Origin of the sequence: Nocardioides sp. NPDC004968 (assembly GCF_040608935.1) — a bacterium.
In the GTDB taxonomy this organism is placed as follows: Bacteria; Actinomycetota; Actinomycetes; order Propionibacteriales; family Nocardioidaceae; genus Nocardioides.
Map to the genome: position 1 here is coordinate 170,407 of NZ_JBEXJF010000007.1, position 23,021 is coordinate 193,427.

At 67.5% G+C, this 23,021-nt stretch carries 23 protein-coding genes, 2 tRNA genes and 3 pseudogenes; 13 read left to right on the forward strand and 15 right to left on the reverse strand.

The features are described from left to right. Positions 1-146 precede the first annotated feature (146 nt). Positions 147-566 carry a MarR family transcriptional regulator gene (locus tag ABZU72_RS10735; protein ID WP_355018848.1) on the reverse strand — a complete coding sequence of 140 codons (420 nt, stop codon included), beginning with the start codon at positions 564-566 and terminating at the stop codon, positions 147-149. Positions 567-735: 169 nt separating this feature from the next. On the opposite strand from ABZU72_RS10735, the gene ABZU72_RS10740 reads away from it, so the two are divergent. Genes ABZU72_RS10740 through ABZU72_RS10755 form a run of 4 tightly spaced genes read left to right on the forward strand, consistent with a single transcriptional unit; the run spans position 736 to position 2,650 of the window. After that, positions 736-1,137 carry a DUF1304 family protein gene (locus ABZU72_RS10740; protein ID WP_355018849.1) on the forward strand — a complete coding sequence of 134 codons (402 nt, stop codon included), beginning with the start codon at positions 736-738 and terminating at the stop codon, positions 1,135-1,137. Positions 1,138-1,170: 33 nt separating this feature from the next. Beyond that, entirely contained in the window at positions 1,171-1,674 is a 504-nt protein-coding gene (locus ABZU72_RS10745; protein ID WP_355018850.1) for a hypothetical protein, read from the forward strand. A gap of 43 nt (positions 1,675-1,717) precedes the next feature. Then, positions 1,718-2,050 (forward strand): metalloregulator ArsR/SmtB family transcription factor, encoded by a 333-nt coding sequence (locus ABZU72_RS10750; protein WP_355018851.1) that lies wholly within the window; start codon positions 1,718-1,720, stop codon positions 2,048-2,050. A 3-nt stretch (positions 2,051-2,053) separates the two neighbouring features. After that, entirely contained in the window at positions 2,054-2,650 is a 597-nt protein-coding gene (locus tag ABZU72_RS10755; protein ID WP_355018852.1) for an SRPBCC domain-containing protein, read from the forward strand. A 13-nt stretch (positions 2,651-2,663) separates the two neighbouring features. Here the strand turns inward: ABZU72_RS10755 and ABZU72_RS10760 are convergent, their stop codons facing one another. The 4 genes from ABZU72_RS10760 to ABZU72_RS10775 form a co-directional block, all read right to left on the reverse strand. Further along, positions 2,664-3,443: a protein phosphatase 2C domain-containing protein gene (locus ABZU72_RS10760; protein WP_355018853.1), complete on the reverse strand. Its 780-nt coding sequence runs from the start codon at positions 3,441-3,443 to the stop codon at positions 2,664-2,666. 17 nt (positions 3,444-3,460) lie between these two features. Further along, positions 3,461-3,536: transfer RNA gene (locus tag ABZU72_RS10765), tRNA-Ala, on the reverse strand. Between the two features lie 17 nt (positions 3,537-3,553). Then, positions 3,554-3,673 carry a DLW-39 family protein gene (locus ABZU72_RS10770; RefSeq protein ID WP_008355567.1) on the reverse strand — a complete coding sequence of 40 codons (120 nt, stop codon included), beginning with the start codon at positions 3,671-3,673 and terminating at the stop codon, positions 3,554-3,556. An 80-nt stretch (positions 3,674-3,753) separates the two neighbouring features. Further along, positions 3,754-4,701, reverse strand: a complete 948-nt coding sequence (locus ABZU72_RS10775; protein WP_355018854.1) for a hypothetical protein — start codon at positions 4,699-4,701, stop codon at positions 3,754-3,756. A gap of 72 nt (positions 4,702-4,773) precedes the next feature. On the opposite strand from ABZU72_RS10775, the gene ABZU72_RS10780 reads away from it, so the two are divergent. Then, positions 4,774-5,703: an MBL fold metallo-hydrolase gene (locus tag ABZU72_RS10780; RefSeq protein WP_355018855.1), complete on the forward strand. Its 930-nt coding sequence runs from the start codon at positions 4,774-4,776 to the stop codon at positions 5,701-5,703. Between the two features lie 329 nt (positions 5,704-6,032). On the opposite strand, the gene ABZU72_RS10785 is transcribed toward ABZU72_RS10780, so the two are convergent. After that, positions 6,033-6,106, reverse strand: a tRNA-Ile gene (locus ABZU72_RS10785). A 133-nt stretch (positions 6,107-6,239) separates the two neighbouring features. On the opposite strand from ABZU72_RS10785, the gene ABZU72_RS10790 reads away from it, so the two are divergent. Continuing rightward, complete coding sequence (locus ABZU72_RS10790; protein ID WP_355018856.1) at positions 6,240-7,169, forward strand: type IV toxin-antitoxin system AbiEi family antitoxin domain-containing protein; 930 nt, start codon at positions 6,240-6,242, stop codon at positions 7,167-7,169. A 65-nt stretch (positions 7,170-7,234) separates the two neighbouring features. On the opposite strand, the gene ABZU72_RS10795 is transcribed toward ABZU72_RS10790, so the two are convergent. The 5 genes from ABZU72_RS10795 to recF form a co-directional block, all read right to left on the reverse strand. Continuing rightward, the gene (locus ABZU72_RS10795; protein WP_355018857.1) at positions 7,235-7,789 is read right to left on the reverse strand and encodes a DUF3566 domain-containing protein; all 555 of its coding nucleotides are present in this window, start codon (positions 7,787-7,789) and stop codon (positions 7,235-7,237) included. Beyond that, positions 7,789-10,488, reverse strand: a complete 2,700-nt coding sequence (gene gyrA, locus ABZU72_RS10800; protein WP_355018858.1) for a DNA gyrase subunit A — start codon at positions 10,486-10,488, stop codon at positions 7,789-7,791. The genes ABZU72_RS10795 and gyrA overlap by 1 nt, the downstream gene beginning before the upstream one ends. 49 nt (positions 10,489-10,537) lie before the next feature. Next, complete coding sequence (gene gyrB, locus ABZU72_RS10805; RefSeq protein ID WP_355018868.1) at positions 10,538-12,601, reverse strand: DNA topoisomerase (ATP-hydrolyzing) subunit B; 2,064 nt, start codon at positions 12,599-12,601, stop codon at positions 10,538-10,540. Between the two features lie 356 nt (positions 12,602-12,957). Then, entirely contained in the window at positions 12,958-13,521 is a 564-nt protein-coding gene (locus ABZU72_RS10810; RefSeq protein WP_355018859.1) for a DciA family protein, read from the reverse strand. Then, positions 13,514-14,674 (reverse strand): DNA replication/repair protein RecF, encoded by a 1,161-nt coding sequence (gene recF, locus ABZU72_RS10815; protein WP_355018860.1) that lies wholly within the window; start codon positions 14,672-14,674, stop codon positions 13,514-13,516. Before recF ends, ABZU72_RS10810 begins: the two co-directional genes overlap by 8 nt. A 29-nt stretch (positions 14,675-14,703) precedes the next feature. Here recF and ABZU72_RS10820 point away from each other — a divergent pair, with 29 nt between their 5' ends. Next, positions 14,704-15,126, forward strand: coding sequence for an NINE protein (locus tag ABZU72_RS10820; protein WP_355018861.1), 423 nt, complete (start codon positions 14,704-14,706; stop codon positions 15,124-15,126). After that, positions 15,101-15,547, forward strand: coding sequence for a DUF2752 domain-containing protein (locus tag ABZU72_RS10825; protein WP_355018862.1), 447 nt, complete (start codon positions 15,101-15,103; stop codon positions 15,545-15,547). Before ABZU72_RS10820 ends, ABZU72_RS10825 begins: the two co-directional genes overlap by 26 nt. 54 nt (positions 15,548-15,601) lie before the next feature. On the opposite strand, the gene gnd is transcribed toward ABZU72_RS10825, so the two are convergent. From gnd to dnaA, 3 genes and pseudogenes are all read right to left on the reverse strand, one after another. Further along, positions 15,602-16,492 (reverse strand): phosphogluconate dehydrogenase (NAD(+)-dependent, decarboxylating), encoded by an 891-nt coding sequence (gene gnd / locus ABZU72_RS10830; protein WP_355018863.1) that lies wholly within the window; start codon positions 16,490-16,492, stop codon positions 15,602-15,604. A gap of 81 nt (positions 16,493-16,573) precedes the next feature. After that, positions 16,574-17,713 carry a DNA polymerase III subunit beta gene (dnaN, locus tag ABZU72_RS10835; RefSeq protein ID WP_008355535.1) on the reverse strand — a complete coding sequence of 380 codons (1,140 nt, stop codon included), beginning with the start codon at positions 17,711-17,713 and terminating at the stop codon, positions 16,574-16,576. A gap of 626 nt (positions 17,714-18,339) precedes the next feature. Beyond that, positions 18,340-20,049: pseudogene (dnaA, locus tag ABZU72_RS10840) on the reverse strand (chromosomal replication initiator protein DnaA); the annotation flags it as partial. A 520-nt stretch (positions 20,050-20,569) separates the two neighbouring features. Between dnaA and rpmH the strand changes: the two are divergent. The 5 genes and pseudogenes from rpmH to ABZU72_RS10865 all read left to right on the forward strand — a co-directional run. Then, positions 20,570-20,707, forward strand: a complete 138-nt coding sequence (gene rpmH / locus ABZU72_RS10845; RefSeq protein WP_091044043.1) for a 50S ribosomal protein L34 — start codon at positions 20,570-20,572, stop codon at positions 20,705-20,707. Positions 20,708-20,732: 25 nt separating this feature from the next. Further along, the gene (gene rnpA, locus ABZU72_RS10850; RefSeq protein WP_350717554.1) at positions 20,733-21,086 is read left to right on the forward strand and encodes a ribonuclease P protein component; all 354 of its coding nucleotides are present in this window, start codon (positions 20,733-20,735) and stop codon (positions 21,084-21,086) included. Then, positions 21,083-21,421 carry a membrane protein insertion efficiency factor YidD gene (gene yidD, locus ABZU72_RS10855; protein ID WP_355018864.1) on the forward strand — a complete coding sequence of 113 codons (339 nt, stop codon included), beginning with the start codon at positions 21,083-21,085 and terminating at the stop codon, positions 21,419-21,421. The genes rnpA and yidD overlap by 4 nt, the downstream gene beginning before the upstream one ends. A gap of 4 nt (positions 21,422-21,425) precedes the next feature. After that, positions 21,426-22,415, forward strand: coding sequence for a membrane protein insertase YidC (gene yidC, locus ABZU72_RS10860; protein ID WP_355018865.1), 990 nt, complete (start codon positions 21,426-21,428; stop codon positions 22,413-22,415). A gap of 11 nt (positions 22,416-22,426) precedes the next feature. After that, positions 22,427-22,921, forward strand: a pseudogene (locus ABZU72_RS10865) (R3H domain-containing nucleic acid-binding protein); the annotation flags it as partial. Between the two features lie 48 nt (positions 22,922-22,969). Here ABZU72_RS10865 and ABZU72_RS10870 read toward each other — a convergent pair. Beyond that, positions 22,970-23,021: pseudogene (locus ABZU72_RS10870) on the reverse strand (hypothetical protein); the annotation flags it as partial.

A 23,021-nucleotide genomic window follows, 5' to 3' on the forward strand; every position in this document is an offset into this window, starting at 1 on the left:
CGGAATTCAAACGAGTGATAGGTCCAAATATCGAGACGATAGGTATTAGGCCCCTTGCGTAATCGCCGTGAACCTGTTTAGGGAATGTATCCCCATTGCGGTCCGCCAGTTACCCGAATTTGCCCGTCTGGCGCGGGTTCTGGACGTCACTGGTACGGATCGACGAGCTCGCGCAGCGAGGTGAGAGCCTCCCGCAGGGCTGGCGCCAGGCGGGGACCGAGGTGGTCGTTCCACTCCTGCTCGACGCTCATCACCACCTCACGAGCGCGGTCAGCGGCGTCCTGCCCGGCGGCCGTGAACCTGATCAGACGCGCCCGGCCGTCGACCGGGTCCGGGACCCGTTCGACCAGCCCCTTGCTCTCCAACGCCGCGACCAGCACGCTCGCGGTCTGCTTGGTGACCTGGGCCTGCTCGGCCAGGTCGACCAGGCGCGAGCCGTCCTCGGCGATCCGCTGGGCGAGCCGGGCCTGCGCGACGGTGATGTCGTAGCCGGCATCCCGCATCGCGGAGATGACCCGTTCATCCATCGCCCGGTAGGCGATGAGCATGAGCGTTGCGACGTCCATCGAACCCCTTGACACTGTGCGGCACCCTGGTCAATATAGTCAGTAAGACTGACTATATCGCTCTCCGGTGTCCAGACGCAGCCGTCTGTTCACGGGGCTCCGCCGGACGCGTGTTGCTTCCACGATTCTCCACAGCCTCACCCGCCGAGGCCCGTCCCGAGCAGGTCCCATGAACGCAGTCGCGCAGTTCAGTGCCGGCATCTCCGCCCTGATCCTCATCGCCGTCTTCCCCGTCGAGGCATTCTTCATCCACCGCCCCGAGGTCCAGCGGTTCCTCGGGATCGAGCCGAACGGCATCCGCAACGTCCACCTGTGGTCGTTCTGCATCGGCGCCCGCAACGCCCTCGCCGGCGTCGGCACGCTCGCCGGTCTCTGGATGGTGAACTTCGGGGACGAGTCCACCGGTGTCACCGTCGTGGTCGTGACCTCCATCTACATGCTGCTCGCCTCGTTGTTCATGGGGATCGCCGACGCCCTCGGGTACTGGCTCCCACGCGGCGGCAGCGTCAGGGGCACCATCGCGTCCGCCGTCCTGCCCGCGGTCGCGCTGATCGCGATCGCAGTCGGATAGCGGGATGCACTCCCGGCCACTACGCTCCGACCCATGGGCGCAGCGGTCATCTCGGGACTCTTCGCGGTGGCACTCGCGTGCCTCGCCTGGATATTCAAGAACGGCAGTCGCCGAGCCCGTCTCCTCAGCCGGATCGAGCGATACATCCAGCTCCTCAAAGACCTTCCCGAGGGACATCCGGCGCGTGTTCACCTGGACGCGGCGCTCGCCGCCGATACCGCGCAGCTGCTTGCCCTGACGGAACGGAAGGCATTTGCGGCTTCTCAGGGTCTCCAGGAGCCTTGGCTCCGCCCTTCTTCGCGGCCGGCCGTGACGCCCGGCTCCGCCTACCCGGGCGGCGCTCCCGACGGAGACGAGCGCGACGACATCGACTGGATGGGCGACGAGCAGGAACGCCGGATCTCACCTCCGGATCCCCTCACCCAGCCGCCCCGGCGCGCTCTGCTGTCCGGACAGGGGTCGACCGTTCTCTGGGTGCTCGCGGCCCTCGCCGCCGTTGCGACAGTCGGCCTGGCGGTCAACGATCTGCTGTTCTAACATGCCTTGACAGGCATATTCCTTGTGAGGCATATTTGACGGCGTGCCCACCCGAGACGTATTCAGCGTGATCGCCGACCCGACCCGTCGGCAGATCCTCGACCTGCTCTGTCAGCGCGAGATGGCGGTGGGTGAGCTGGTGGAGACTCTCGGGCTCGCCCAGCCGAACGTGTCCAAGCACCTGCGGACGCTGGGTGAGGCGGATCTGGTTCATGTACGCATCGACGGACCGCGCCGCCACTACCGGCTGCGTCCCGAACGGCTCCGGGAGCTGGAGGAGTGGCTGGCGCCGTACCGCCGGATGTGGGCGGATCGTCTCGATGCGCTCGAGCGTCACCTGGACCAGCTCGACGACCCTGACCACAAGGAGGACTGAAAGATGACCACGACGACCGGACCCATGGGCGAGGTGCTCCTCGACGGCGAGCGGAGGGGTCTTCGCTACGTACGCGTGCTCCGCCACTCACCCGAGAAGGTGTGGCGGGCCCTGACCGAGACCGACGGCCTGCGGCACTGGTTCCCGACCGACATCGTCGGTGAGCGTACTGTCGGCGCGCGCCTGAGCCTCCCCTTCTGGCCCGAGGGCCTGGAGCTGGCGAGCACCACCGAGGCGATCGAGGAGATGGGCGTCGACCCGGGCAACTACGTCTCGGAAGGGGAGCTGCGGGTCTGGGACCCGCCTCGGACCTTCGAGTTCACCTGGGGGATGGACGGTCGCGAGGACCTGACCGACCTGCTCCGCTTCGACCTCGAGCCCACCGACGACGGCACCCGCCTCACCTTCACCACCTGGCTCGCCGGACCCACCGGCAACACGGACACCGCCGTCGGCTGGCATGTCTGCCTGGACGAGCTCGCCGACCTCCTCGACAAGGGCCCGTCGCCCATGAACGAGGAGGCCTCCGCCCGCGTCGTCCAGCACGTCAAGGACCGCACCGACGAGCTGCGACCGGCGTACGCCGCCCTGCTTTCGTAGCCCGACGCAGGCGTCAGGGGATGTCGCCGTCGACGAGGTGGCACAGCACGGCGGTCGCATCGTCGTGCCGCTTGCCCCGAAACTCGGCCGTGGCGGCCTCGTCGGCTTCCCGCGTACGCCGCACCAGTGCCTCCGGACCGAGGTCGAGGATGGCGAAGAGCTCCGTCCACGTCCGGCCATGCCTCTCGACGAGCGTCGCGGCACCGTCGGTCAGCACAGCGACGGAATGCACCGGGTGCGAGCCGAGGTCGACGCTGCCGGTGACAGCCTGCCGCGCGGCCTCCGGCTTGGTGCTGGCGACCCAGAACCCCTCGGCGGTGTTGCGAACTGCGCCGAACCCGGCAACCGAGTAGTCGTCGAGGTGGTCGAGCCGGTCGTCCGTGATCGGGAGGATGCTGCCGTCGGTCATCCGGAACACGACCGACGAGTCCGCCAGGACCAGATAGTCCGCGCGCTCGCCACGGAGGCGGAGGAGCGCGACCGTCGAGGACGGACTGTTCGGGTCGTCGAGATCGCAGGTGTCGGCATGCGCCTCGCAGACTCGACGGATCGCACCCTCGAGGATGCTCACGAGGCTGGCGTCGCCAGGAGCGATGAGTCCCTCGGCCAGATGGAGGCCGAGATGACGCACCAGCCACGGCACGTCATGGATGCATCCGTTCTCGAGCCCGGCAACCGGTGTCGCACCGTCGAGCACGATGACGAATTCCTGGCCGACGAGCACGAAGTCTTCGTTGACCTGATGAGTCGGCGAGGTCTCGGTGTAGACCTCGCTGCTGAGACGGATGCTCACTCAGCAACCTCGAATCCTGGTGGAGCGTAGGGGACTCGAACCCCTAACCCCCTGCTTGCAAAGCAGGTGCGCTACCAATTGCGCCAACGCCCCGGACGGGTGTCCGTCGGTCAGTTCACCTTGTCGGTCGCCGCGGCCCAGTGACCCTTCTCGGGGTTGGACTGGTCGAGCTTCTTCTTGGCGAGGACGATGCCAGCCGCGGCCAGCAGTACGAGGACGATCTTCTTCATGTCTTCTCCTGCAAGTCGTGGTGAGCATCTCTGCCCGTTAGACCAGGAAAGCGTACCGGCCCGCCATGAAGCGTACGAAATCAACCGGCCTCGGGATCGGGGGCGAGGCCCAGGGAGGCGATCGGGGTGCAGGTCATGTGGGTGCTCGCCCACATCCGGCCGGTCAGGATGCCGAACCCGTACGCCGAGGGCCGGCTGTAGGGGGAGGCGCCGGACTCGTAGGTGGTGATGAGCTCGCCCGAGACCTCGACGATCGCCTCGGCCATGTTGGGGAACCTGAACTTGCGCCGCACCGCACCCACGCTGCCTTCGGGCTTCTGCTCGCAGATGAAGATCGTGCTCGGCCGGTGCCGGCCGAACGAGGAGGAGAAGACGTACTCGTCGCGGCGCACGACGACGCCCTGGACCTTGGGCGGGGTGGTGGTCGAGAGGACGGGCTCGGAGAAGTCCCACTCACCGTTCGCGCCCTTCTCGTAGGCGAACAGCGTCTGGTTTCCGAAGCCGCCCACATAGATACGGTTCCCACGGATCCGGCAGTAGGAGCCGGCCGCCACCTTCGCCGGCGCCTCGATCGGCTCGACCTCGGCGCCCTTCGCCGCATCCCGGATGGCCGAGAGCGAGTAGCGGTAGAGCCGGCCGGTGCCGCCGCCCGCACCCTTCGAGACCCAGACGTCGTCACCGTCGATCGCGACTCCGCCTGCGTGACCGGGACCGGCCTTGCCGTTGTGACCCACGAGCAGCACCTCGGCGGCGGTCTTCCCGCTCTTCAGGTCGACCAGCACCAGCGCCGAACCCATGTCGTGGGAGTAATAGCTCTGGGCCAGCATGTTGGTGTCCGGGCCGTAGCCCAGCCCCTGCGGCGTCCAGTCGTCGGTGCCGCCCGTGGCGAGCGTGTTGGGGATGAGCGGGCCGACGCGACCCCCCAGCCGCTGCCCCCACCTCTCGGTGCGCTTCATCCCGCCCCTGACCCACCGGCGAGTACGTCCCGGGATGGAGTCGAGGTCGAACGGAAGGTCGATCTTCGTCATGACCGTGATATTCGCATGCGGTTCCTACCGCGATCGGATGGCGGGCCGTGCCACGGTCGCTAGGTTCGTCGTGTGACGAGCGACCCCTCTGCTTCCCCTGCCACGCCGACAGCTCGAGAGCTGATCGGCGCCCTGACCGGATTCGGGCGTGGCATGCTGCGTCCGCGCCGCCCGGACGAACGACTCCTCTCCTCGATCACCGACGCCGGCCTGCCCCCGGGTGACCGAACGGTGACGGTCAGCACGATGCCTCAGGTCCCGCGTTCGCTGCCCGCCGGTGGCCTCATCGAGGGCGCGGGCCTCCGCCGGCGCGTACGCAACGCGATGACCTGCTTCGTGATCACTCATCCCGAGGCGACGTTCGTCGTCGATCCGTCCTACTGCCGCGACGCCCCCGAACGCGCCCTGAGCGAGCTCCCGGCCATGCTGCGACGCCTGGTCACACCGCCGGCAGACACCATCGCCACCGTCGACTCGCTGCAGACGGCGCTGGTCAAGCCCGACTTCGCCCTCCCGACACATGCACATTGGGACCACGTCTGCGGCCTCCTAGACCTCCCCGGCCTGCCGGTACGCCTGCGGACCACCGAGCGCGACTGGATCCTCGGCCCCGGTCAGCCTCCTGTCGGCGGCGTGCGCCCGGCCCTGACCGATGGCCGACCCGTGGAGACGTACGACCTCGACGGCCCGCCCGTCGCGACCTTCACCGCCTCCCACGACATGTTCGGCGACAGCTCCGTCCTGCTCGTCGAGCTCGCCGGCCATACGCCGGGCAGCATCGGCGTCCTCGCCCGAACCCCGTCGGGCTGGGTCCTGATCGCCGGCGACGCCGCCTGGCACTACGACCAGGTCGATCTGATCAGGCAGAAGCCGGCCTTCCCCGGAGACCTCGTCGACGAGGACCGAGACGCCGCCTTCGCCACCCTCCACCGCCTGCACCTGGCTCGCCGCCTGATGCGGGTCGTCCCCACCCACGACCACGACGCGTCCAGCCGGCTCTAAAACCAAGAAGCCCCCTCGAAATCGGCCGATTTCCTGGAGCCGGGATCGTCCCGATATCGCGGAGTGGACGCAGTAGCGTGCATTCGTGGCGCGTGACTGGTTACCGTGTTCGGCACCAACGGAACAGTCAGGGTGACTCCTCCTACGTGGAGAGCGACACCACGAAAGTGTGCCGTTGGTGCCGTGGTCTCGGGTACCGACTCGGGGCCGCGGTCTAGTTAACGAGCCTCCGACGGGTCGGCGTACTCGAGGGGACCCCGCGGGCATCCGACGAGCCCTGAAACGAGGAAGAGGCCCCCGAAGGAGCCTCTGACCTGGTGAAACTGCTGTGCGCTTAGGAGGACTTGAACCTCCGACCCCCACATTATCAGTGTGGTGCTCTAACCGTCTGAGCTATAAGCGCAGGCGCCAACTGGAGGGTGGAAGCCCCTACCAGCAGGCGAGAGAAACATTACCCGGCCGCTGCCCAGGGCACCAAAACGATGAGACCCGGAGGACCCCTGCAGGCGATCGTTGCGCGCGAGGATGCGGCGCGGATGCTGGATGCTCAGCGACGGATGCAGGACGGCGTCGCCACCTATGCCCAGCTCACCGCCGGCGGTCTGACCAGGATCGACATCGAGAGGGCCGTACGCCGCAACGAGCTCCGCCGTGTGCACCCGCGCGTCTACGTCAATCACACCGGGCCGCTCACCTGGGAGCAGCGGGCGTGGGCGGCGGTGCTCTACGCTGCTCCAGCCTTGCTGTGCCGCGACAGCCTCGAAGCACCTCGGGGACGCGACGACGGTCGACCGATCCACGTCGCCATCGACCACTCTCGCAAGGTGATGCCCCAGCCCGGCATCGTCGTCCACCGGATGCGCGACCTCGAGCGCAAGGCGTACGGAGGCACGCCGCCACGCCTCAAGGTCGAGGACAACGCCCTCGCGATGGCGAACGAGGCCCGGTCCGAGATCGACGCGATCGCGCGGGTTGCCGAGGTGGCGAGCCGGACCTATGTCACCGCGGCCACGCTCCAGGCGGCGCTGGATCGCGCGCACTCCCTACGTCGTCGCAAGCTCATCCAGGGGTTGGTGGACGACCTCGCGACCGGCACCCACTCGGTGCTAGAGCACGGCTACCTCACCAAGGTCGAGCGGGCGCACGGTCTCCCTCCGGGACGCCGCCAGGCGCCACGGACCGGCGCTTCGGGCAACCAGTTTCGCGACCTCGAGTACGAGGGGTACGCCCTGGTGGTCGAGCTCGATGGTGCGCTCGGCCACGACTCCTGGCGCGACCAGGCCCGTGACGCCGACCGTTCGTTGGACGATCTCGCCGAGCTCGGGACGGTGACCGCGCGACTGCGGTTTCACCAGGTGTTCGACACCCCGTGTCAGACAGCAGCCCGCGTAGGACGGATCCTCACCAGAAACGGCTGGCGAGGAACGATGAAGAGCTGCGGCCAAACCTGCCCCCTGAACGAATGAACCTGGGGAGGGTCATCCGAACGGTGTTCGGACAACCCTCCCCAGGTTGCGGGTTCGAGTGGGGCTCAGTTCTCGGTGAGCTCTACTTCGACGCCGCCCAAGAGCGCGGCGGCCATGTTGTAGAGGAACGCGGCGAGGGTGGCGACTGCGGTCATCAGGACGATGTTGACGACCGAGACGACCATGGTGAAGCCCATGATGCGGGGGAGGCCGAGGTAGTCCTGCACGTTCCAGCCTGCGCTGGAGTCACCGACGACGTCCTGGACCGCCTGGTTGATCGAGTCCCACACACCGGCGGCACCGAGCACCGACCAGATCACGAAGACGGCGACGATCACCACGACGCTGAGCGCGATCGAGAGCAGGAAGGCCATCTTCATGACCGACCACGGGTCGATGCGGCTCAGGCTCAGCCGGGCCCGGCGAGACGAGCCACTGACCGCGTCCCGCTCCGCACCGGCGGGGCCGGAGGTGCGGGCGGTCGAAGCCACCGCCGAGCTGGTACGCCTAGCCGCGTTGGCGACCGTGTCCGTGATCCGCTGGGTCACCGGCTGCGCGGTCTCGTTCCGCTCGGTCATCGCGACTCCCCCAGTCGTGCGGTCGGCGGTGCGGTCCGTCATCAGGATTCATCTTCCGTCGTGGTCTCGGACGGCGCTCCGTGCTCGCCGTCTTCCCCGATTGTTACATCATCCGCAACCTCTGTCCCGGTGACGACGTCATCGTCGACCTCGCGGGCCTCGACGGAACGCGCGACGACGGCGACCGAGTCACCCTTCTTGGGCGAGACGAACTTGACGCCCTGGGTGGAGCGGCCGGTTGCCCTGAAGTCGGCGTTGATCGGGCTGCGTACGACCTGACCGGTCGCGGTGATCGAGAGGATCTCGTCGCCGTCGACCACGATGAACGCCCCGACCAGACCGCCGCGGTCGGCGTTGGCCAGGGCCATCGTCTTGATGCCCAGACCGCCGCGGGACTGCAGCCGGTATTCGGAGATCTTCGTACGCTTCGCGAAGCCACCGTCGGTGATCGTGAAGACGAACTGCTCCTTGACCTCGTCCGGCGACTCGGCGCCGGAGACAGGAGCCGCAACGTCCGCGGTGTCCTCGTTGGCCTCGGAGAGCCCGGCCGCGATCTCGGCGGCGACGTGCTCGGCCCGGATGACCGACATCGACAGCAGCGAGTCGCTCTCCCGGAACTTCATGCCGGTGACACCCGAGGTCGCCCGGCCCATCGGCCGCAGCTGGTTGTCGTCGGCGCGGAACCGGATCGCCTGACCCTTGCGGGAGACCAGCAGGATGTCGTCCTCGGAGTTGACCAGCTCGGCGCCGATCAGCTCGTCGTCGTCCTCGCGGAAGTTGATCGCGATGACGCCGGCCTGACGAGGCGAGTTGTAGTCACCGAGCCGCGTCTTCTTGATCAGACCGGAACGGGTGGCCAGCACGAGGTAGGGCGCCTGCTCGTAGTCGCGGATCGCGAGCACCTGGGCGATCGACTCGTCCGGCTGGAACGAGAGCAGCCCGGCCACGTGACCGCCCTTGGCGTCACGCGCCGCCTCGGGCAGGTTGTAGGCCTTGATCCGGTAGACCCGGCCGGCGGTGGTGAAGAAGAGCAGCCAGTGGTGGTTGGTGGTCGAGATGAAGTGCTCGACCACGTCGTCGCCGCGCAGGGTGGCGCCGCGTACGCCCTTTCCACCGCGCTTCTGGGTGCGGTACTCACCGGCGAGGGTGCGCTTGGCGTAGCCACCGCGGGTGATCGAGACGACCAGCTCCTCATCGGGGATGAGGTCCTCCATGGAGAGGTCGCCGTCGGCCGCGATGATCTGGGTGCGGCGGTCGTCGCCGTACTTCGCGACGATCTCGTCGAGCTCGTCCATGACGATCTGACGCTGGCGCGTCACGTTGGCGAGGATGTCCTCGAGGTCGGCAATGATGACCTCGAGCTCGGCCAGACGATCGACGATCTTCTGCCGCTCCAGCGCTGCGAGGCGACGCAGCTGCATGTCGAGGATCGCGTTGGCCTGGACCTCGTCGATCTCGAGCAGCCGGATCAGGCCCTGGCGAGCGTCGTCGACCTCGGGGGAGGAGCGGATCAGCGCGATGACCGCGTCGAGCTGGTCGAGCGCCTTGACCAGGCCGCGCCAGATGTGGGCGTCCTCCTCGGCCTTACGCAGCCGGAATGCCGTACGCCTCCGGATGACGTCGATCTGGTGCTCGACCCAGTGGGAGATGAACTGGTCGAGGGTCAGGGTGCGCGGCACCCCGTCGACCAGCGCCAGCATGTTGGCGGAGAAGTTGGTCTGCAGCTCGGTGTGCTTGAGCAGGTTGTTGAGTACGACGCGGGCGACCGCGTCGCGCTTGAGCACGACCACGAGCTGCTGCCCGGTGCGGGAGGAGGTGTTGTCCTTGACGTCCGCGATGCCCTGCACCTTGCCGGTGTCGGCGAGGTCGGCGATCTTCTGGGCGAGGTTGTCCGGGTTCACCATGTAGGGGAGCTCGGTGATCACCAGGTTGGTGCGGCCCTTGGCGTCCTCGTCGACCTCGATCACCGCGCGCTGGGTGATCGAGCCGCGGCCGGTGCGGTAGGCCTGCTCGATGCCCTCGCGGCCGGCGATCAGGGCGCCGTTGGGGAAGTCTGGGCCCTTGATCCGCTCGAGCAGCGCGTCCTGGAGCTCCTCACGAGTGGCGTCGGGGTGCTCGAGCGCCCACTTGGCGCCGGAGGCGACCTCACGCAGGTTGTGCGGCGGGATGTTGGTCGCCATCCCGACCGCGATGCCGGCCGAGCCGTTGACCAGCAGGTTCGGGAACCGCGCCGGCAGGATCGCCGGCTCCTGGGAGCGACCGTCGTAGTTGGGGCCGAAGTCGACGGTGTCCTCGGTGATGTCGCGGACCATCTCCAGCGCCAGCGGCGCCATCCGGCACTCGGTGTAACGCATGGCCGCGGCCGGGTCGTTGCCGGGCGAGCCGAAGTTGCCCTGGCCGTGGATCAGCGGGTTGCGCAGCACCCACGGCTGCGCGAGCCGGACCAGGGTGTCGTAGATCGCCGAGTCGCCGTGGGGGTGGTAGTTACCCATCACCTCACCGACGACACGGGCGCACTTGGAGAACCCGCGGTCGGGGCGGTAGCCCCCGTCGTACATCGCGTAGAGCACCCGGCGGTGGACGGGCTTCAGGCCGTCGCGGACGTCGGGCAGCGCCCGGCCGACGATGACGGCCATGGCGTAGTCGATGTAGCTGGCCTGCATCGAGGACTGCAGCTCGATGGTCTCGATCCGGCCGCCGGCAGCGGTCTGCCCGGGGCCTTCCGGAGGAGTCTCGGTCACGATTTCACTTTCTGCATGCGTCTATCGGTATCTAGGGCCTCGGCGAGACTCAGATATCGAGGAATCGGACGTCCTTGGCGTTGCGCTGGATGAAGGAGCGTCGCTCGGCGACGTCCTCACCCATGAGGATGGAGAAGATCTCATCGGCGTGAGCGGCGTCCTCGAGGGTGACCTGCAGCAGCAGTCGCTGCGACGGATCCATCGTGGTCTCCCACAGCTCGTCGGCGTTCATCTCGCCCAGACCCTTGTAGCGCTGGATCGCGTTCTCCTTGGGCAGCTTCTTGCCCTGCTCGAGACCGTCGCGCATGAGGGCGTCGCGCTCGGAGTCGGAGTAGACGAACTCGTGCTCGGCCGGCTTGTTCCAGCGCAGGCGGTAGAGCGGCGGCTGGGCGAGGTAGACGTACCCCTGCTCGATCAGCGGCTTCATGAACCGGAACAGCAACGTCAGCAGCAGCGTGTTGATGTGGTGGCCGTCGACGTCGGCGTCGGCCATCATCACGATCTTGTGGTAGCGCAGCCGGTTGATGTCGAAGTCGTCGTGCACGCCGGTGCCCAGCGCGGAGATGATCGACTGGACCTCCTGATTGGCCAGCACCTTGTCGATCCGGGCCTTCTCGACGTTGAGGATCTTGCCTCGGATCGGGAGGATCGCCTGGATGCGCGGGTCGCGGCCGGACTTGGCCGAGCCACCCGCGGAGTCACCCTCGACGACGAAGATCTCGCACTCTTCGGGGTTGGTCGACTGGCAGTCGGCGAGCTTGCCGGGCAGACCGCCACCGCCGCCGATGCCCTTGCGGTTGCGGGCCAGGTCACGGGCCTTGCGGGCGGCGATCCGGGCCGAGGCGGCAGCCATCGACTTGCGGATGACCTCCTTGCCCTCGGCCGGGTTCTGCTCCAGCCAGGCGCCGAGCTGGTCGTTGACCGCGCCCTGCACGAAGCCCTTGACCTCGGTGTTGCCGAGCTTGTCCTTGGTCTGACCCTCGAACTGCGGCTCGCTGATCTTCACCGAGATGATCGCGGTGAGACCCTCGCGGATGTCGTCACCGGTGAGCCGGTCCTCCTTCTTCTTGATCAGACCCCACTCCTCGCCCCAGCGGTTGACCAGGGTGGTGAGCGCGGCGCGGAAGCCCTCTTCGTGGGTGCCGCCGCCGGGGGTGTTGACCGTGTTGGCGAAGGTGTGGACCGACTCGTTGTAGGAGGACGCCTGCCACTGCATGGCGATCTCGACGCTCATCGGGTTGGGCGCCTTGTCGTCGGTCTCGGTCTCGAAGGCGATGATGCTGGAGACCGGGGTCTTGCGCTTGTTGAGGTGATCGACGTAGTCGGCCAAGCCGCGCTCGTAGTAGAAGGACTGCTCCAGCACCCGCTCGCCGTTGCCGGAGCTGTGCAGCTCGTCGGCGCTGTCGGTGTCGGACTCGCTCGTGCCGTCCTCGACGGCCTCGGCGATGGCGGAGGCCTCCGGACGCTCGTCGCGCAGCTCGATCCGCAGCCCCTTGTTGAGGAACGCGGTCTCGCGGAAGTGGCTCGAGATGGTCTCGAGGTTGTAGTCGGTCGACTCGAAGATGTCGCTCGAGGCGTTCCAGGAGATCGTGGTGCCGGTGCGCTCGCCCTGCTCGAGCTCACGCACCTCGCGCAGGTCGTAGTCGGGTACGCCGCTGGTGAACTCCTGCTCCCACAGGCGGCCCCGGTTCTTGATCTCCATGTGGAGCTTGGTCGAGAGGGCGTTCACCACGGAGGAGCCGACGCCGTGCAGGCCGCCGGAGACCTTGTAGCCGCCGCCGCCGAACTTGCCGCCGGCGTGCAGCACGGTCAGCGCCAGGGTCGCAGCGGGGATCTCCTGGCCGGCGGCGGTGTCGGTCGGGATGCCTCGGCCGTTGTCGGAGACGCTCACCCAGCCGTCGTCACGGAGCGTCACTTTGATGGTGTCGCAGTAGCCGGCGAGCGCCTCGTCGACCGCGTTGTCCACGATCTCCCAGATCAGGTGGTGCAGGCCGCGGGCTCCGGTCGAGCCGATGTACATACCCGGTCGTTTGCGGACCGCTTCGAGCCCTTCGAGGACCTGGATGGCAGACGCGTCGTATTCGACTCCGTCTGTGGTCTTGTCGTCCGGCATAGGAGTCGTCTGGTCGGCAGCGGTCACCGGTGCGATCCACCTGTCATTTCGGTCCGGATTCGGACATGGTGTCGGTCGGGCATGCAACGGGCCGACCAGCGCCGGGAGGTTAAAACCTAGGACGATCGACCCAATCCCCATATTACCCCGTAGAACCCCGGATTCCACGCATGCCGCCGTTCCTGAGGGGGAACTGTCATCGAAATGAGCGTCTGTACGTCTCCTGACGGTGTCTCTGCGCCCTCAGCAGGGGGCTCGGTGAGTCCCTATACGTCCTCGGGGCGCCTAGAGCGGCAGATCGCGGCTCACGCACTGAGGCTCGAACACGTGTTCACGCTCTGCTCCCGACTGGGAGCTCAGCCGTAGGTGTCGCGCGGCCCGCGGCCGTCGCGTAGGCCCCGGGGACCCTTCTTCCACGAGGGCAGATGCGGTCCGAGCACCTCGATGAGGAGGACGGTGCCGTGACCCAGCTCCTCGTTGAGACGCTTCACCAGGGTCGGCGCCAGCAGCTTGAGCTGGGTGGCCCAGGCGGTGGAGTCGGTGCGTACGGAGAGCTTGCCGTCGGCGTACGACTCCGGGGTCGTGTGGTCAGCGATCTCCTCACCGACGATGTCGGGCCAGCGGGCCATCACGCCGTGGACGCGCAGCGAGGTGTCCCAGCCGTGGTCGTTGACCATCCGGCTCACCACCGATTCGATCATCTGGGGGTCGCGGTCGTCTGGCCGCGCGCCGGAGACGGTCCCGCGTCGGGTGGCGTTGTCGGGCGCACGCCGCTTCTTGCGCATCCCTGCCTTGGGCGCGGGCATCTTCGCTGTTGCCCGAGTCAGGGAGCGGGCCAGGTCGAGGCCGTCGGCGCGCTTCTCCGGTTCCTCTTCTTCCGGGGTGGTCTCGACAGGCTCGACCACCGGCTCGTCACTCATCGCGGGTCACCTCGCCTGCCTTGACGTGGTAGCGCGCACCGGCGAGAGCAGCAGGTACGTCCTCGGGGACCGCCGCGGTGACGAGAACCTGCTCGGCGTCGGCGACCAGCTCGGCCAGCTGGACCCGGCGCTGGCTGTCGAGCTCGGCGAAGACGTCGTCGAGGATCAGGATCGGGTCGTCGCCGTCGGCCCGCAGCAGGTCGTACGCCGCCAACCGGAGCGCCAGCGCGAAGGACCAGGACTCGCCATGGCTCGCGTAGCCCTTGACCGGGAGGCGCTCGGCGCCGGCACCGTGGCCGAGGTGCAGCAACAGATCGTCACGGTGGGGGCCGACCAGGCTGATCCCGCGGTCGAGCTCGTCCTTCTGGCGTCGGGCCAGCTCGGACAGGATGGCCTGGCGGAGGGTCTCCACGATGGGAGTGGTCTCGACAGGCTCGACCACCTCGACCACCGACTTATAGGTGATCTCGGCGTCGTCGCGGCTCGCGCCGCGGGCGACCGTCTCATACGACTTGCCGACGTACGGCCTCAGCGCTTCGACCAGGGCGAGCCGCTGGGCCAGGATCTCGGCACCGATGGCGGCGAGGTGGTCGTCCCAGACGGCCAATGTGGCGAGCGCACCCTCGCGAGCGGAGCCACGCGCCAGGCCGGCGGTCTTCAGCAGCGAGTTGCGCTGCTTGAGGACGCGGTCGTAGTCGCTGCGTACGCCTGCCAGACGGGGTGCGCGCAGGATCATCAGGTCGTCGAGGAAGCGCCGCCGGTCGGAGGGGTCGCCCTTGACGAGGGTCAGGTCCTCGGGGGAGAAGACGACGGTGCGGACCACGCCGACCAGGTCGCGGGTGCGGGGGAGCGGGCTCTTGTTGATCCTGGCCTTGTTGGCGCGACCGGCGTTGATCTCGACCTCGAGCGTCGCGGTGCGACCGTCGCGTACGACGGCGGCGCGCACGACCGCCTGCTCGGCGCCGGCCCGGACCAGCGGCGCATCGGTGGCGACGCGGTGGGACTGCAGGCGGGAGAGGTAGTCGATCGCCTCGACAAGGTTGGTCTTGCCCTGGCCGTTTCGCCCGACGAAGGCGGTCACGCCCGCCTCGAGCGGGACCTCGACGCTCGGATAGGAGCGGAAGTCGTGGAGAGAGAGGTGTGAGACGTACATCGAGTTTCCTCTCTCGTTAAGGTGCCTGCATGACCCAGTCTCCCAACCCGTACGGCCCGCCTCCAGGGCAACCCGCCTATAGCGAGCCGGCCGGGCCTTTCTATCTGTCGGTGATGGGCCAGGTCCACGGGCCCTACCCGGTCCAGCAGCTCGCTCAGATGGCTGCCGCCGGGCAGATCAAGTCGGACACCCCGGCCAGCCTCGGCACCGACCAGCAGTGGTTTCCCGTGAAACAGATCCCGGGTGTCTTCTCGAGCCGCGAGTGGCTTGTCACGCTGCTGCTCTCGATCTTCCTGGGTTCCTTCGGCGTGGACCGGTTCTACGTCGGACAGATCGGCCTCGGCATCCTCAAGCTGATCACCTGTGGTGGCTTCGGGATCTGGACGATCATCGACCTCATCCTCGTCATCGTGCGAAAGTTCCCGGATGCCGACGGCAAACCCCTCGCCTGACCTGCATCAGCGCATCGCGGCGGTGAGCTCCACGGAGGTCACCGCCGCCATCGGCGTCGGCGGGATCGTCATCGCGGCGCTCCTGCCGGCCGGCGGCATCGAGGACGGCCCGGTGCTCTGCCCGTTCCGTGCTCTGACCGGCCTTCCCTGCCCCGGCTGCGGTCTGACCCGGTCGTGGGTCTACCTGATGCACGGCGACATCGGTTCGTCGCTGGCGAGCAACTGGTTCGGACCGGTGCTCATCGTGGCGATCATCGTCCTGGCCGTCGTCTCAGTGCGCGCCCGGCTGAGCCGGAGACGTCCTGCTGACCTCGACAAGCTGGTGCGAAGCCCGATCATCCTCGGCTTCTTCGCCCTCTTCGTCGCCTACGGCGCCGTACGCCTGATCCTCACCATGACCGGAGCAATCCCCCCGATCTAACGGTGGTCGAGCCGGTGGTCGAGCTTGTCGAGACCACCACCCCGAGCCGAGGACTCAGGCCTCCGACTCCGAGATCACCGCGTGCCCACCGAACCCGTTGCGCATCGCGGCGATCGCCTTCATGGCGTGGTCGTCCTCCTGGCGCGAGACGAACCGCGCGAACAGCGAGGCCGAGATCGCCGGCATCGGGACGGCGTTCTCGATCGCTGCCTCGACGGTCCAGCGACCCTCGCCGGAGTCGTCGGCGTAGCCCTTGATCTTGTCGAGGTGCTCGTCGGCGCGCAGCTGGTCGACGAGAAGATCGAGAAGCCAGGAGCGTACGACTGTGCCCGTGCGCCACGAGGCGAAGATCTCGGGGACGTTGTCGACGATGTCGACCTTGTCGAGAAGCTCCCAGCCCTCGGCGTAGGCCTGCATCATCGCGTACTCGATGCCGTTGTGGACCATCTTCGAGAAGTGGCCGGCACCAGGCGTGACGCCGCAGTGGACCAGACCGTCCTCGGTGCCGGTCGGCTTGAGCGCCTCGAAGGCGGGCATCACCTTGGCGGCGTCCTCGTCGGAGCCGCCGTACATCAGCGCGTAGCCGTTCTGCAGACCCCAGACGCCGCCGGAGACACCGCAGTCGACGAACCCGATGCCCTTCTCGGCCAGGCTCGCGGCGTTCTTGGCGTCATCGGTGTACTTCGAGTTGCCGCCGTCGACCACCAGGTCGCCCTCGCCGAGGAGCTCCTTGAGCTCGGCGATCGTGGAGTGCGTCGGGTCGCCCGCCGGCACCATCACCCAGACCACCTTGGGACTGGGCAGCGCCTCGACCAGCTCCGCCAGGCTCGCCACGTCGGCGAGATCGGGGTTGCGGTCGTATCCGACGACGGTGTGACCAGCCTCCCGCAGCCGGGTGCGCATGTTGCCACCCATCTTGCCGAGGCCGACGAGTCCGATGTGCATGCAAGTTCCTATCAGGCGAAATCCGTGGTCGAGCTGACGAGCGGTGGTCGAGCTTGTCGAGACCACCCTACGAGGCAGAGTTCAGGAAAGCAGGCGCCGCGGCATCAGCAGGTAGCGGAACCCCGGCTCCTCGCCACCCTCGGCCGGCTTGCCGCTGATCACCACGGGCTTCGGAGCCTGCGTGAAGGCGAGCTCGACGACCTGCTCGTCGATGGCCTGCAGCCCGTCGAGGAGGAACTGCGGGTTGAATCCGGTGGTCAGCCCCTCGCCCTCCATGGTCGCCTCGATCGACTCGGACGCCTGGGCCTCGTCGCCGGAGCCGGCGTCGAGGGTGAGCACGCCGTCCTCGAAAACCATCTGGACCGCGGTGTTGCGCTCGGCGACCAGGGCCACGCGCTTGACCGACTCGACCAGGGAGGCCTTGTCGACCAGCGCGGTGGTGAGGTGCTCGGCCGGGAAGAGGCTGCGCACCTTCGGGAACTCACCGTCGAGCAGGCGCGTCGTGGTGCGACGTACGCCACCCGCGGCCGCGCCCTCGAAGCCGATGATGCCCTCGCCGGTGCCGGTGGTGGACAGCGCGAGGGTGACCTCGCTGCCGCTGGTCAGCGACTTGGCGGTGTCACCGAGGACCTTCGCCGGCACCAGCGCGGCCAGGCTCTCGTCGGGAGTCGCCGGGTTCCACTCGAGCTCGCGGTGGGAGAGCCGGAAGCGGTCGGTGGCGAGCAGCGAGATCGTGGAGCCTTCGATCTCGAGCCGCACGCCGGTCAGCACCGGGAGCATGTCGTCGCGACCGGCGGCGGTCACGGCCTGGGCCACGGCGTGGGCGAACAGCTCCGACTTCACCGTGCCGGCCGCGGTCGGCATCTCCGGCAGGGTCGGGTAGTCCTCGACCGGCATGGTCTGGAGGCTGAACCGCGCACTCCCGCAGGTGAGCGAGACGCGGGCACCATCGGTGACCATCTCGACCGGCTTGGCTGGAAGGCTGCGGCAGATGTCTGCGAGCAGCTTGCCGGAGACCAGTGCCTTGCCCTCGTCGGCGACCTCGGCCGAGAGCGTCGCCCGGGCGGAGGTCTCGTAGTCGAATGTCGAGAGCACCAGGCCCTCGTGACCCGCCTCGATCAGGAGACCTGAGAGCACCGGGGTGCTGGGGCGGACCGGAAGGCTGCGGGCAGCCCAGGCGACGGCATCCGCGAACACGTCGCGGTCGACGCGGAACTTCACGATGACCTGTCCTTCTTCTAACTCGACATCGGGGCGGTTGAGGACATGCGGTCCGGGCTGTGCTTGAACCATGGGGAAGACGACACCGGTTCCGGAACGCCCCCGCGTTGACATGACCTGGAGTACGCATCCTGCCACGGACCGCCGACAACCGGTAAGCGCTCAGCAGTGTCGGGTCTGCACAGGCGTCCTTGTGGACTCCGCTCGCCGAGTGGGTTGTCCCCAGGGAAGGGCGTTCGTGGAATTTCACGGAGGATCCATGGATCTAAATAGTTTCGTACGTCGTAAGAGCATCTGTGGGAAATGTGGATGAGCAGCGTCTTCCCTGGTCATGCCCGGAAATGTGATTCCACAGGGGATGTGGACGCCATGCTGAAATGACGCACGTCACTGTGGGCTGTGGAGAGTTGTCGGCCCGTTCGAGTGTTTTGTGCACAGGCCATCCCCTTTTCCATCCCATTTGAACGGCCGGTTCTCCACAGGTTCCACCCAGCCTGTGGGCTGTGGACAACCTTGGGAAATCTCGGCCTGTGGGTTTTAGCCATCTCAAAACGCGATACAGCCCAAAAACGCGAAACGGCCGCCGGCCCAGGAGGGGCGGCGGCCGCGTACGACGGCTGGTTCGGCTAGGCCTGGCGCGCCTGCATCTTGACGCGGTTGGTGAGCTCGGAGACCTGGTTGAAGACGGCCCGGCGCTCGGCGAGCAGCTGGTTGATCTTGCGCTCGGCGTACATCACGGTGGTGTGGTCGCGGCCGCCGAAGTGCTTGCCGATCTTGGGCAGGGAGTCCTCGGTGAGCTCCCGACACAGATACATGGCGATCTGGCGGGCCATGACGAGGTGACGCCCACGGGAGGGTCCGGTGAGCTCGTCGATCGACAGCCCGAAGTAGGCCGCGGTCTGGGCGATGATCAAGCCGGCGGTGATCTCGGGCTCGCCGCCCTCGGGGATCAGATCCTTGAGCACGATCTCGGCCAGCGTCAGGTCGACGTCCTGCCGATTGAGGTTGGCGAAGGCCGTCACCCGGATCAGCGCACCCTCGAGCTCACGGATGTTGGTCTGGATCTTGCTCGCGATGAACTCGAGCACGTCCGGCGGCGCGGTGAGCCGCTCCATGGCGGCCTTCTTCCGAAGGATCGCGATGCGGGTCTCGATGTCGGGCGGCTGGACGTCGGTGATCAGACCCCACTCGAACCGGTTGCGCAGCCGGTCCTCGAGCGCCTCGAGCCGCTTGGGCGGCCGGTCGGAGGTGAGGACGATCTGCTTGTTGGCGTTGTGGAGCGTGTTGAAGGTGTGGAAGAACTCCTCCTGCGTCTGGGTCTTCCCCTCCAAGAACTGGATGTCGTCGATCAGCAGGACGTCGACATCGCGGTAGCGCCGTTTGAACCGGTCCTGCCGGTCGTCGCGGATCGCGTTGATGAACTCGTTGGTGAACTCCTCCGAGCTGACGTAGCGCACCTTCGCCCCGGAGTAGAGGCTCCGCACGTAGTGGCCGATCGCGTGCAGCAGGTGGGTCTTGCCCAGACCCGACTCCCCGTAGACGAGCAGCGGGTTGTAGGCCTTGCCCGGCGCCTCGCTGACCGCGACCGCGGCCGCGTGCGGGAACCGGTTGGAGGACCCGATGACGAACGTCTCGAAGGTGTACTTCGGGTTCAGGCGGGTCTCGAGGACGTTGTGGCTCGGCTCGCTCGGCCGCGTGGGCGGACCAGGGACGAGAGGCCGGGGCGGAACCGGCTCCTCGACGGGAGCCACCGAAGGCGCCGGGGGATTTGTCGACATGTCGCCATACCCGGGACGTACGTCTCCATGCGCCGAGGGCGGAGCTGGCTGCTGCGCGGTCGGCGGCGCGACGGGAGCCTGCGGCGCCGAGTACGCAGCGGGCGCGCCCTGCTCGTCGTGCGGCGCGCTCGCCGGCGGGGCGCCGGGGATCAGACCGGGCGAGTTGGGCGGGTAGACCGACTGGTGCGGGAACGCCGACTGGTTCGGGGCTGCGCTGTTCGAGAACGGCGACTGCTGCTGCAGGGCAGCGGCGGCGGCAGCGTCCGCGGCGGCGATCTCCCGCTCGGAGATCATGATCGCCTGAGTGTCGGGATCCGGCGTGACGTCGAGATCGGGGTTCACGGTGACCGCGATGCGGATCTCGCGATGGAAGATCTCGCCCAGCGACCTCTCGAGGGAGCCACGCAGGCGGCCCTCGATCTGGTTGCGGGTGAAGTCGTTGGGGACCTCGACGATCGCGGTCGACCCGTGCAGAGTGAGGGGCTCACTGTCCCGGAGCCAGGCTCGCTGGTTCGGCGGAAGCTCGGCGACCACCTTCGTCCATGCGGACTGGAGATCTGGCTGTGGTTCTGGCGCGAGGCCGGATTGCTCCACAGGTTCCTGCCTTCCCTGATGGCTCGGGTGGGTGGTCTTTATTGATGCAGCCTGGATTGATGCAGCGGTTCGGTCTACATCCTCCACAGACTTTTCCACAAGCTGTGGAGCATCCCCGAATGTAGGCATCGGAGACCAACCGAGACACTTCGCCGTCCTCGAGAATCCGACCGTTTCGGCAGGTCAGGCGGGAAAACTAGTTCCCTGCGTGGCATCCCCCCGAATGCGGCCGATGCTCCTGACGATGTGCAGGGAAACCTCGGTAGAGGACGAAACTACCGGCTGGCGAGGGTCCTGGGCAACCCGTCCTCCACAGGGGGAGGGCGAATCACAGGTGTGTGATAGGGCGCGAGTTTGACCGTGGTTTCGCCGTCCACGTACCGTTACTAGGTCGCCCGTTCCACGGGTGCGTGATTCTTGGTCCTAACAAGCAGGACAGCCGGAAGAGCGACCGGCCACCACACCACACACTAAGGAAGCACCCGTGAGCAAGCGTACTTACCAGCCGAACAACCGCCGCCGTCACAAGACGCACGGTTTCCGCCTGCGCATGCGCACCCGTGCCGGCCGCGCGATCCTCGCTGCGCGCCGCGGCAAGGGTCGCAAGAGCCTGACCGTCTGAGGCCGCGGCCTCAGCCACCACGCGCGTGTTGCCACGTCGCCACCGACTGGTCGATTCGTCGGGCTTCAAAGAAGCAGTACGACGAGGCAAGCGCGCGGGCTCGAAGAGCCTGGTGGTCCATCTGCTCGTCCCTGGCACCGGCCCAGCTGCCGACCGGGAGAGCGAGCCGCAGGTGGGCTTCGTGGTGAGCAAGGCCGTCGGTCCGGCCGTCGTCCGGAATCGCGTGAAGCGCAGACTGCGTCACCAGGCCCGGGAGTCCCTGAGCGGACTCCCGGGCTCTGCTGTGCTTGTGGTCCGTGCGCTTCCTGCTGCAGCCGACGCGGACTACGACGCACTGGGCGCCGATCTGCGGCGCTGCCTGGAGCGAGTGCTCCGATGAGTACTGCGGTCCGCGTCGTACGTGGCGGTGTCGACAAGCTCAACCACCTGGTCGCGGCCGTCCTGATCGGACTGCTTCACGTGTGGCGGACTCTGATCAGTCCGCTCTACGGCGATGTGTGTCGCTACTACCCGTCGTGCTCGGCGTACGGGCTCGAGGCCGTCAAGACGCACGGCCCCTGGCGCGGGAGCTGGCTGACGGCGCGCCGTCTGGCCCGCTGCGTCCCGTGGGCCAAGACCCGGGGCTTCGATCCCGTACCGACCCCGACGAAATTTTCAAGAGACCCTGAAGACCTGGTCCGTGTAAGTGCGGACTCCCCAAACCGAGGAGCCTGATTCCGTGGGAGCCATAGGCGATCTGTTCGGATGGATCGCAACACCGCTGTATTACGCCATCTCGGGCATCCTGCTCGTATGGCAGAAGGCGTTCTCGTACGTCATTCCGTCTGAAGGTTGGCAGTGGGCCCTGGCCATCGTCGGCCTGACCGTGACCATCCGCGCGCTGCTGATCCCGCTGTTCGTGAAGCAGATCAACTCCAGCCGCAACATGCAGCTGCTGCAGCCGAAGGTCAAGGAGCTGCAGAAGAAGTACGGTCACGACCGCGAGAAGCTCGCCAACGAGACCATGAAGCTCTACAAGGACTCGGGCACCAACCCGTTCGCGTCCTGCCTGCCGCTGCTGCTGCAGATGCCGATCTTCTTCGTGCTGTTCCGCATGCTCGAGCACGCCTCGGACGGTGTCGGCAAGGGCTTCCTGAGCGACGAGGCCGCGCACGAGTTCGCGACGTCGACCTGGCTCGGCTCGCTGCTCTCGGACCAGTTCACGACGGCCGACCACATGAGCACGTACTTCCTCACCGGGTTCCTGGTCGTCGCGATGATCGCGACCACCTTCCTGACCCAGCGTCAGCTGATGTCGAAGAACATGCCGGCCGACGCCATGACCGGTCAGTACGCCCAGCAGCAGAAGCTGCTCCTCTACGTGCTGCCCGTCGTGTTCGCCGTCGGTGGTATCGCCTTCCCGGTCGGAACGATCCTCTACTGGACCTCCTCCAACCTGTGGACGATGGGCCAGCAGTTCTACGTGATCCGCAACAACCCCGCACCGGGGACGCCGGCGTTCGACGCCAAGCAGGAGCGCGAGCGGGAGAAGCGCCGTAAGAAGGGTCTGCCCGACGCGGAGATCGACATCGCCGAGGCCAACGAGGCCGCGGCCGAGAAGCGTCCCGCGCAGCGCACCCAGCCCAAGGCCCAGACCAGGAGCCAGCGGAAGAAGGCCGGCACGACCGCCGGTCGCTCCACGACCCAGAAGGACGGGGGAACCAAGTGACGACTCAGGATGTGAGCGAGACCGTGACTGAGCCTGTGGAGGAGGTCAGCGAAGAGACGCGCCTCAAGCAGCTCGAGCAGGAAGGTGACATCGCGGCCGACTACCTCGAGGAGCTCCTCGACATCGCCGACCTCGATGGAGACCTCGACATGGACGTCGAGGGTGACCGTGCCGCCGTCTCGATCGTCGGTGGCGACCTGCAGCAGCTGGTCGGCCGTCACGGAGAGGTCCTGGACGCGCTCCAGGAGCTGACCCGGCTCGCGGTCTACCGCGAGACCGGCGAGCGGTCCCGCCTGATGCTCGACGTCGGTGGCTACCGTGCCGACCGTCGCTCGACGCTCATGGCGCTCGCCGAGGAGACCGTCGCAACGGTCAAGGAGTCCGGTGCCCCGGTCTCGCTCAAGCCGATGTCGCCCTTCGAGCGGAAGGTCGTCCACGACGCCGTCGCCGCCGCCGGGCTCACCTCCGAGTCCTCCGGTGTCGAGCCGCGGCGTTACGTGGTCGTCCTGCCCTCCGGCCCGACCGCCCAGGAACGTACGCACCATCGCGCCCGTGATCGCGGGCGGGAACGCCGAGACCCCGTGCTGGGCGACGCCATGGTCACCG

Bases quoted from the DNA above. Each gene is read 5' to 3' on its own strand.
- ABZU72_RS10745 (WP_355018850.1), top strand. From the start codon at position 1,171: ATGGGCGCAGCGGTCATCTCGGGACTCTTCGCGGTGGCACTCGCGTGC.
- ABZU72_RS10795 (WP_355018857.1), bottom strand. From the start codon at position 7,789: ATGACGGACCGCACCGCCGACCGCACGACTGGGGGAGTCGCGATGACC.
- gnd (WP_355018863.1), bottom strand. From the start codon at position 16,492: ATGCACATCGGACTCGTCGGCCTCGGCAAGATGGGTGGCAACATGCGC.
- ABZU72_RS10810 (WP_355018859.1), bottom strand. From the start codon at position 13,521: ATGAGTGACGAGCCGGTGGTCGAGCCTGTCGAGACCACCCCGGAAGAA.
- gyrB (WP_355018868.1), bottom strand. From the start codon at position 12,601: ATGCCGGACGACAAGACCACAGACGGAGTCGAATACGACGCGTCTGCC.
- ABZU72_RS10770 (WP_008355567.1), bottom strand. From the start codon at position 3,673: ATGAAGAAGATCGTCCTCGTACTGCTGGCCGCGGCTGGCATCGTCCTC.
- ABZU72_RS10790 (WP_355018856.1), top strand. From the start codon at position 6,240: ATGCTGGATGCTCAGCGACGGATGCAGGACGGCGTCGCCACCTATGCC.
- ABZU72_RS10755 (WP_355018852.1), top strand. From the start codon at position 2,054: ATGACCACGACGACCGGACCCATGGGCGAGGTGCTCCTCGACGGCGAG.
- yidD (WP_355018864.1), top strand. From the start codon at position 21,083: ATGAGTACTGCGGTCCGCGTCGTACGTGGCGGTGTCGACAAGCTCAAC.
- ABZU72_RS10735 (WP_355018848.1), bottom strand. From the start codon at position 566: ATGGACGTCGCAACGCTCATGCTCATCGCCTACCGGGCGATGGATGAA.
- ABZU72_RS10820 (WP_355018861.1), top strand. From the start codon at position 14,704: ATGACCCAGTCTCCCAACCCGTACGGCCCGCCTCCAGGGCAACCCGCC.
- ABZU72_RS10740 (WP_355018849.1), top strand. From the start codon at position 736: ATGAACGCAGTCGCGCAGTTCAGTGCCGGCATCTCCGCCCTGATCCTC.
- ABZU72_RS10775 (WP_355018854.1), bottom strand. From the start codon at position 4,701: ATGACGAAGATCGACCTTCCGTTCGACCTCGACTCCATCCCGGGACGT.
- ABZU72_RS10825 (WP_355018862.1), top strand. From the start codon at position 15,101: ATGCCGACGGCAAACCCCTCGCCTGACCTGCATCAGCGCATCGCGGCG.
- recF (WP_355018860.1), bottom strand. From the start codon at position 14,674: ATGTACGTCTCACACCTCTCTCTCCACGACTTCCGCTCCTATCCGAGC.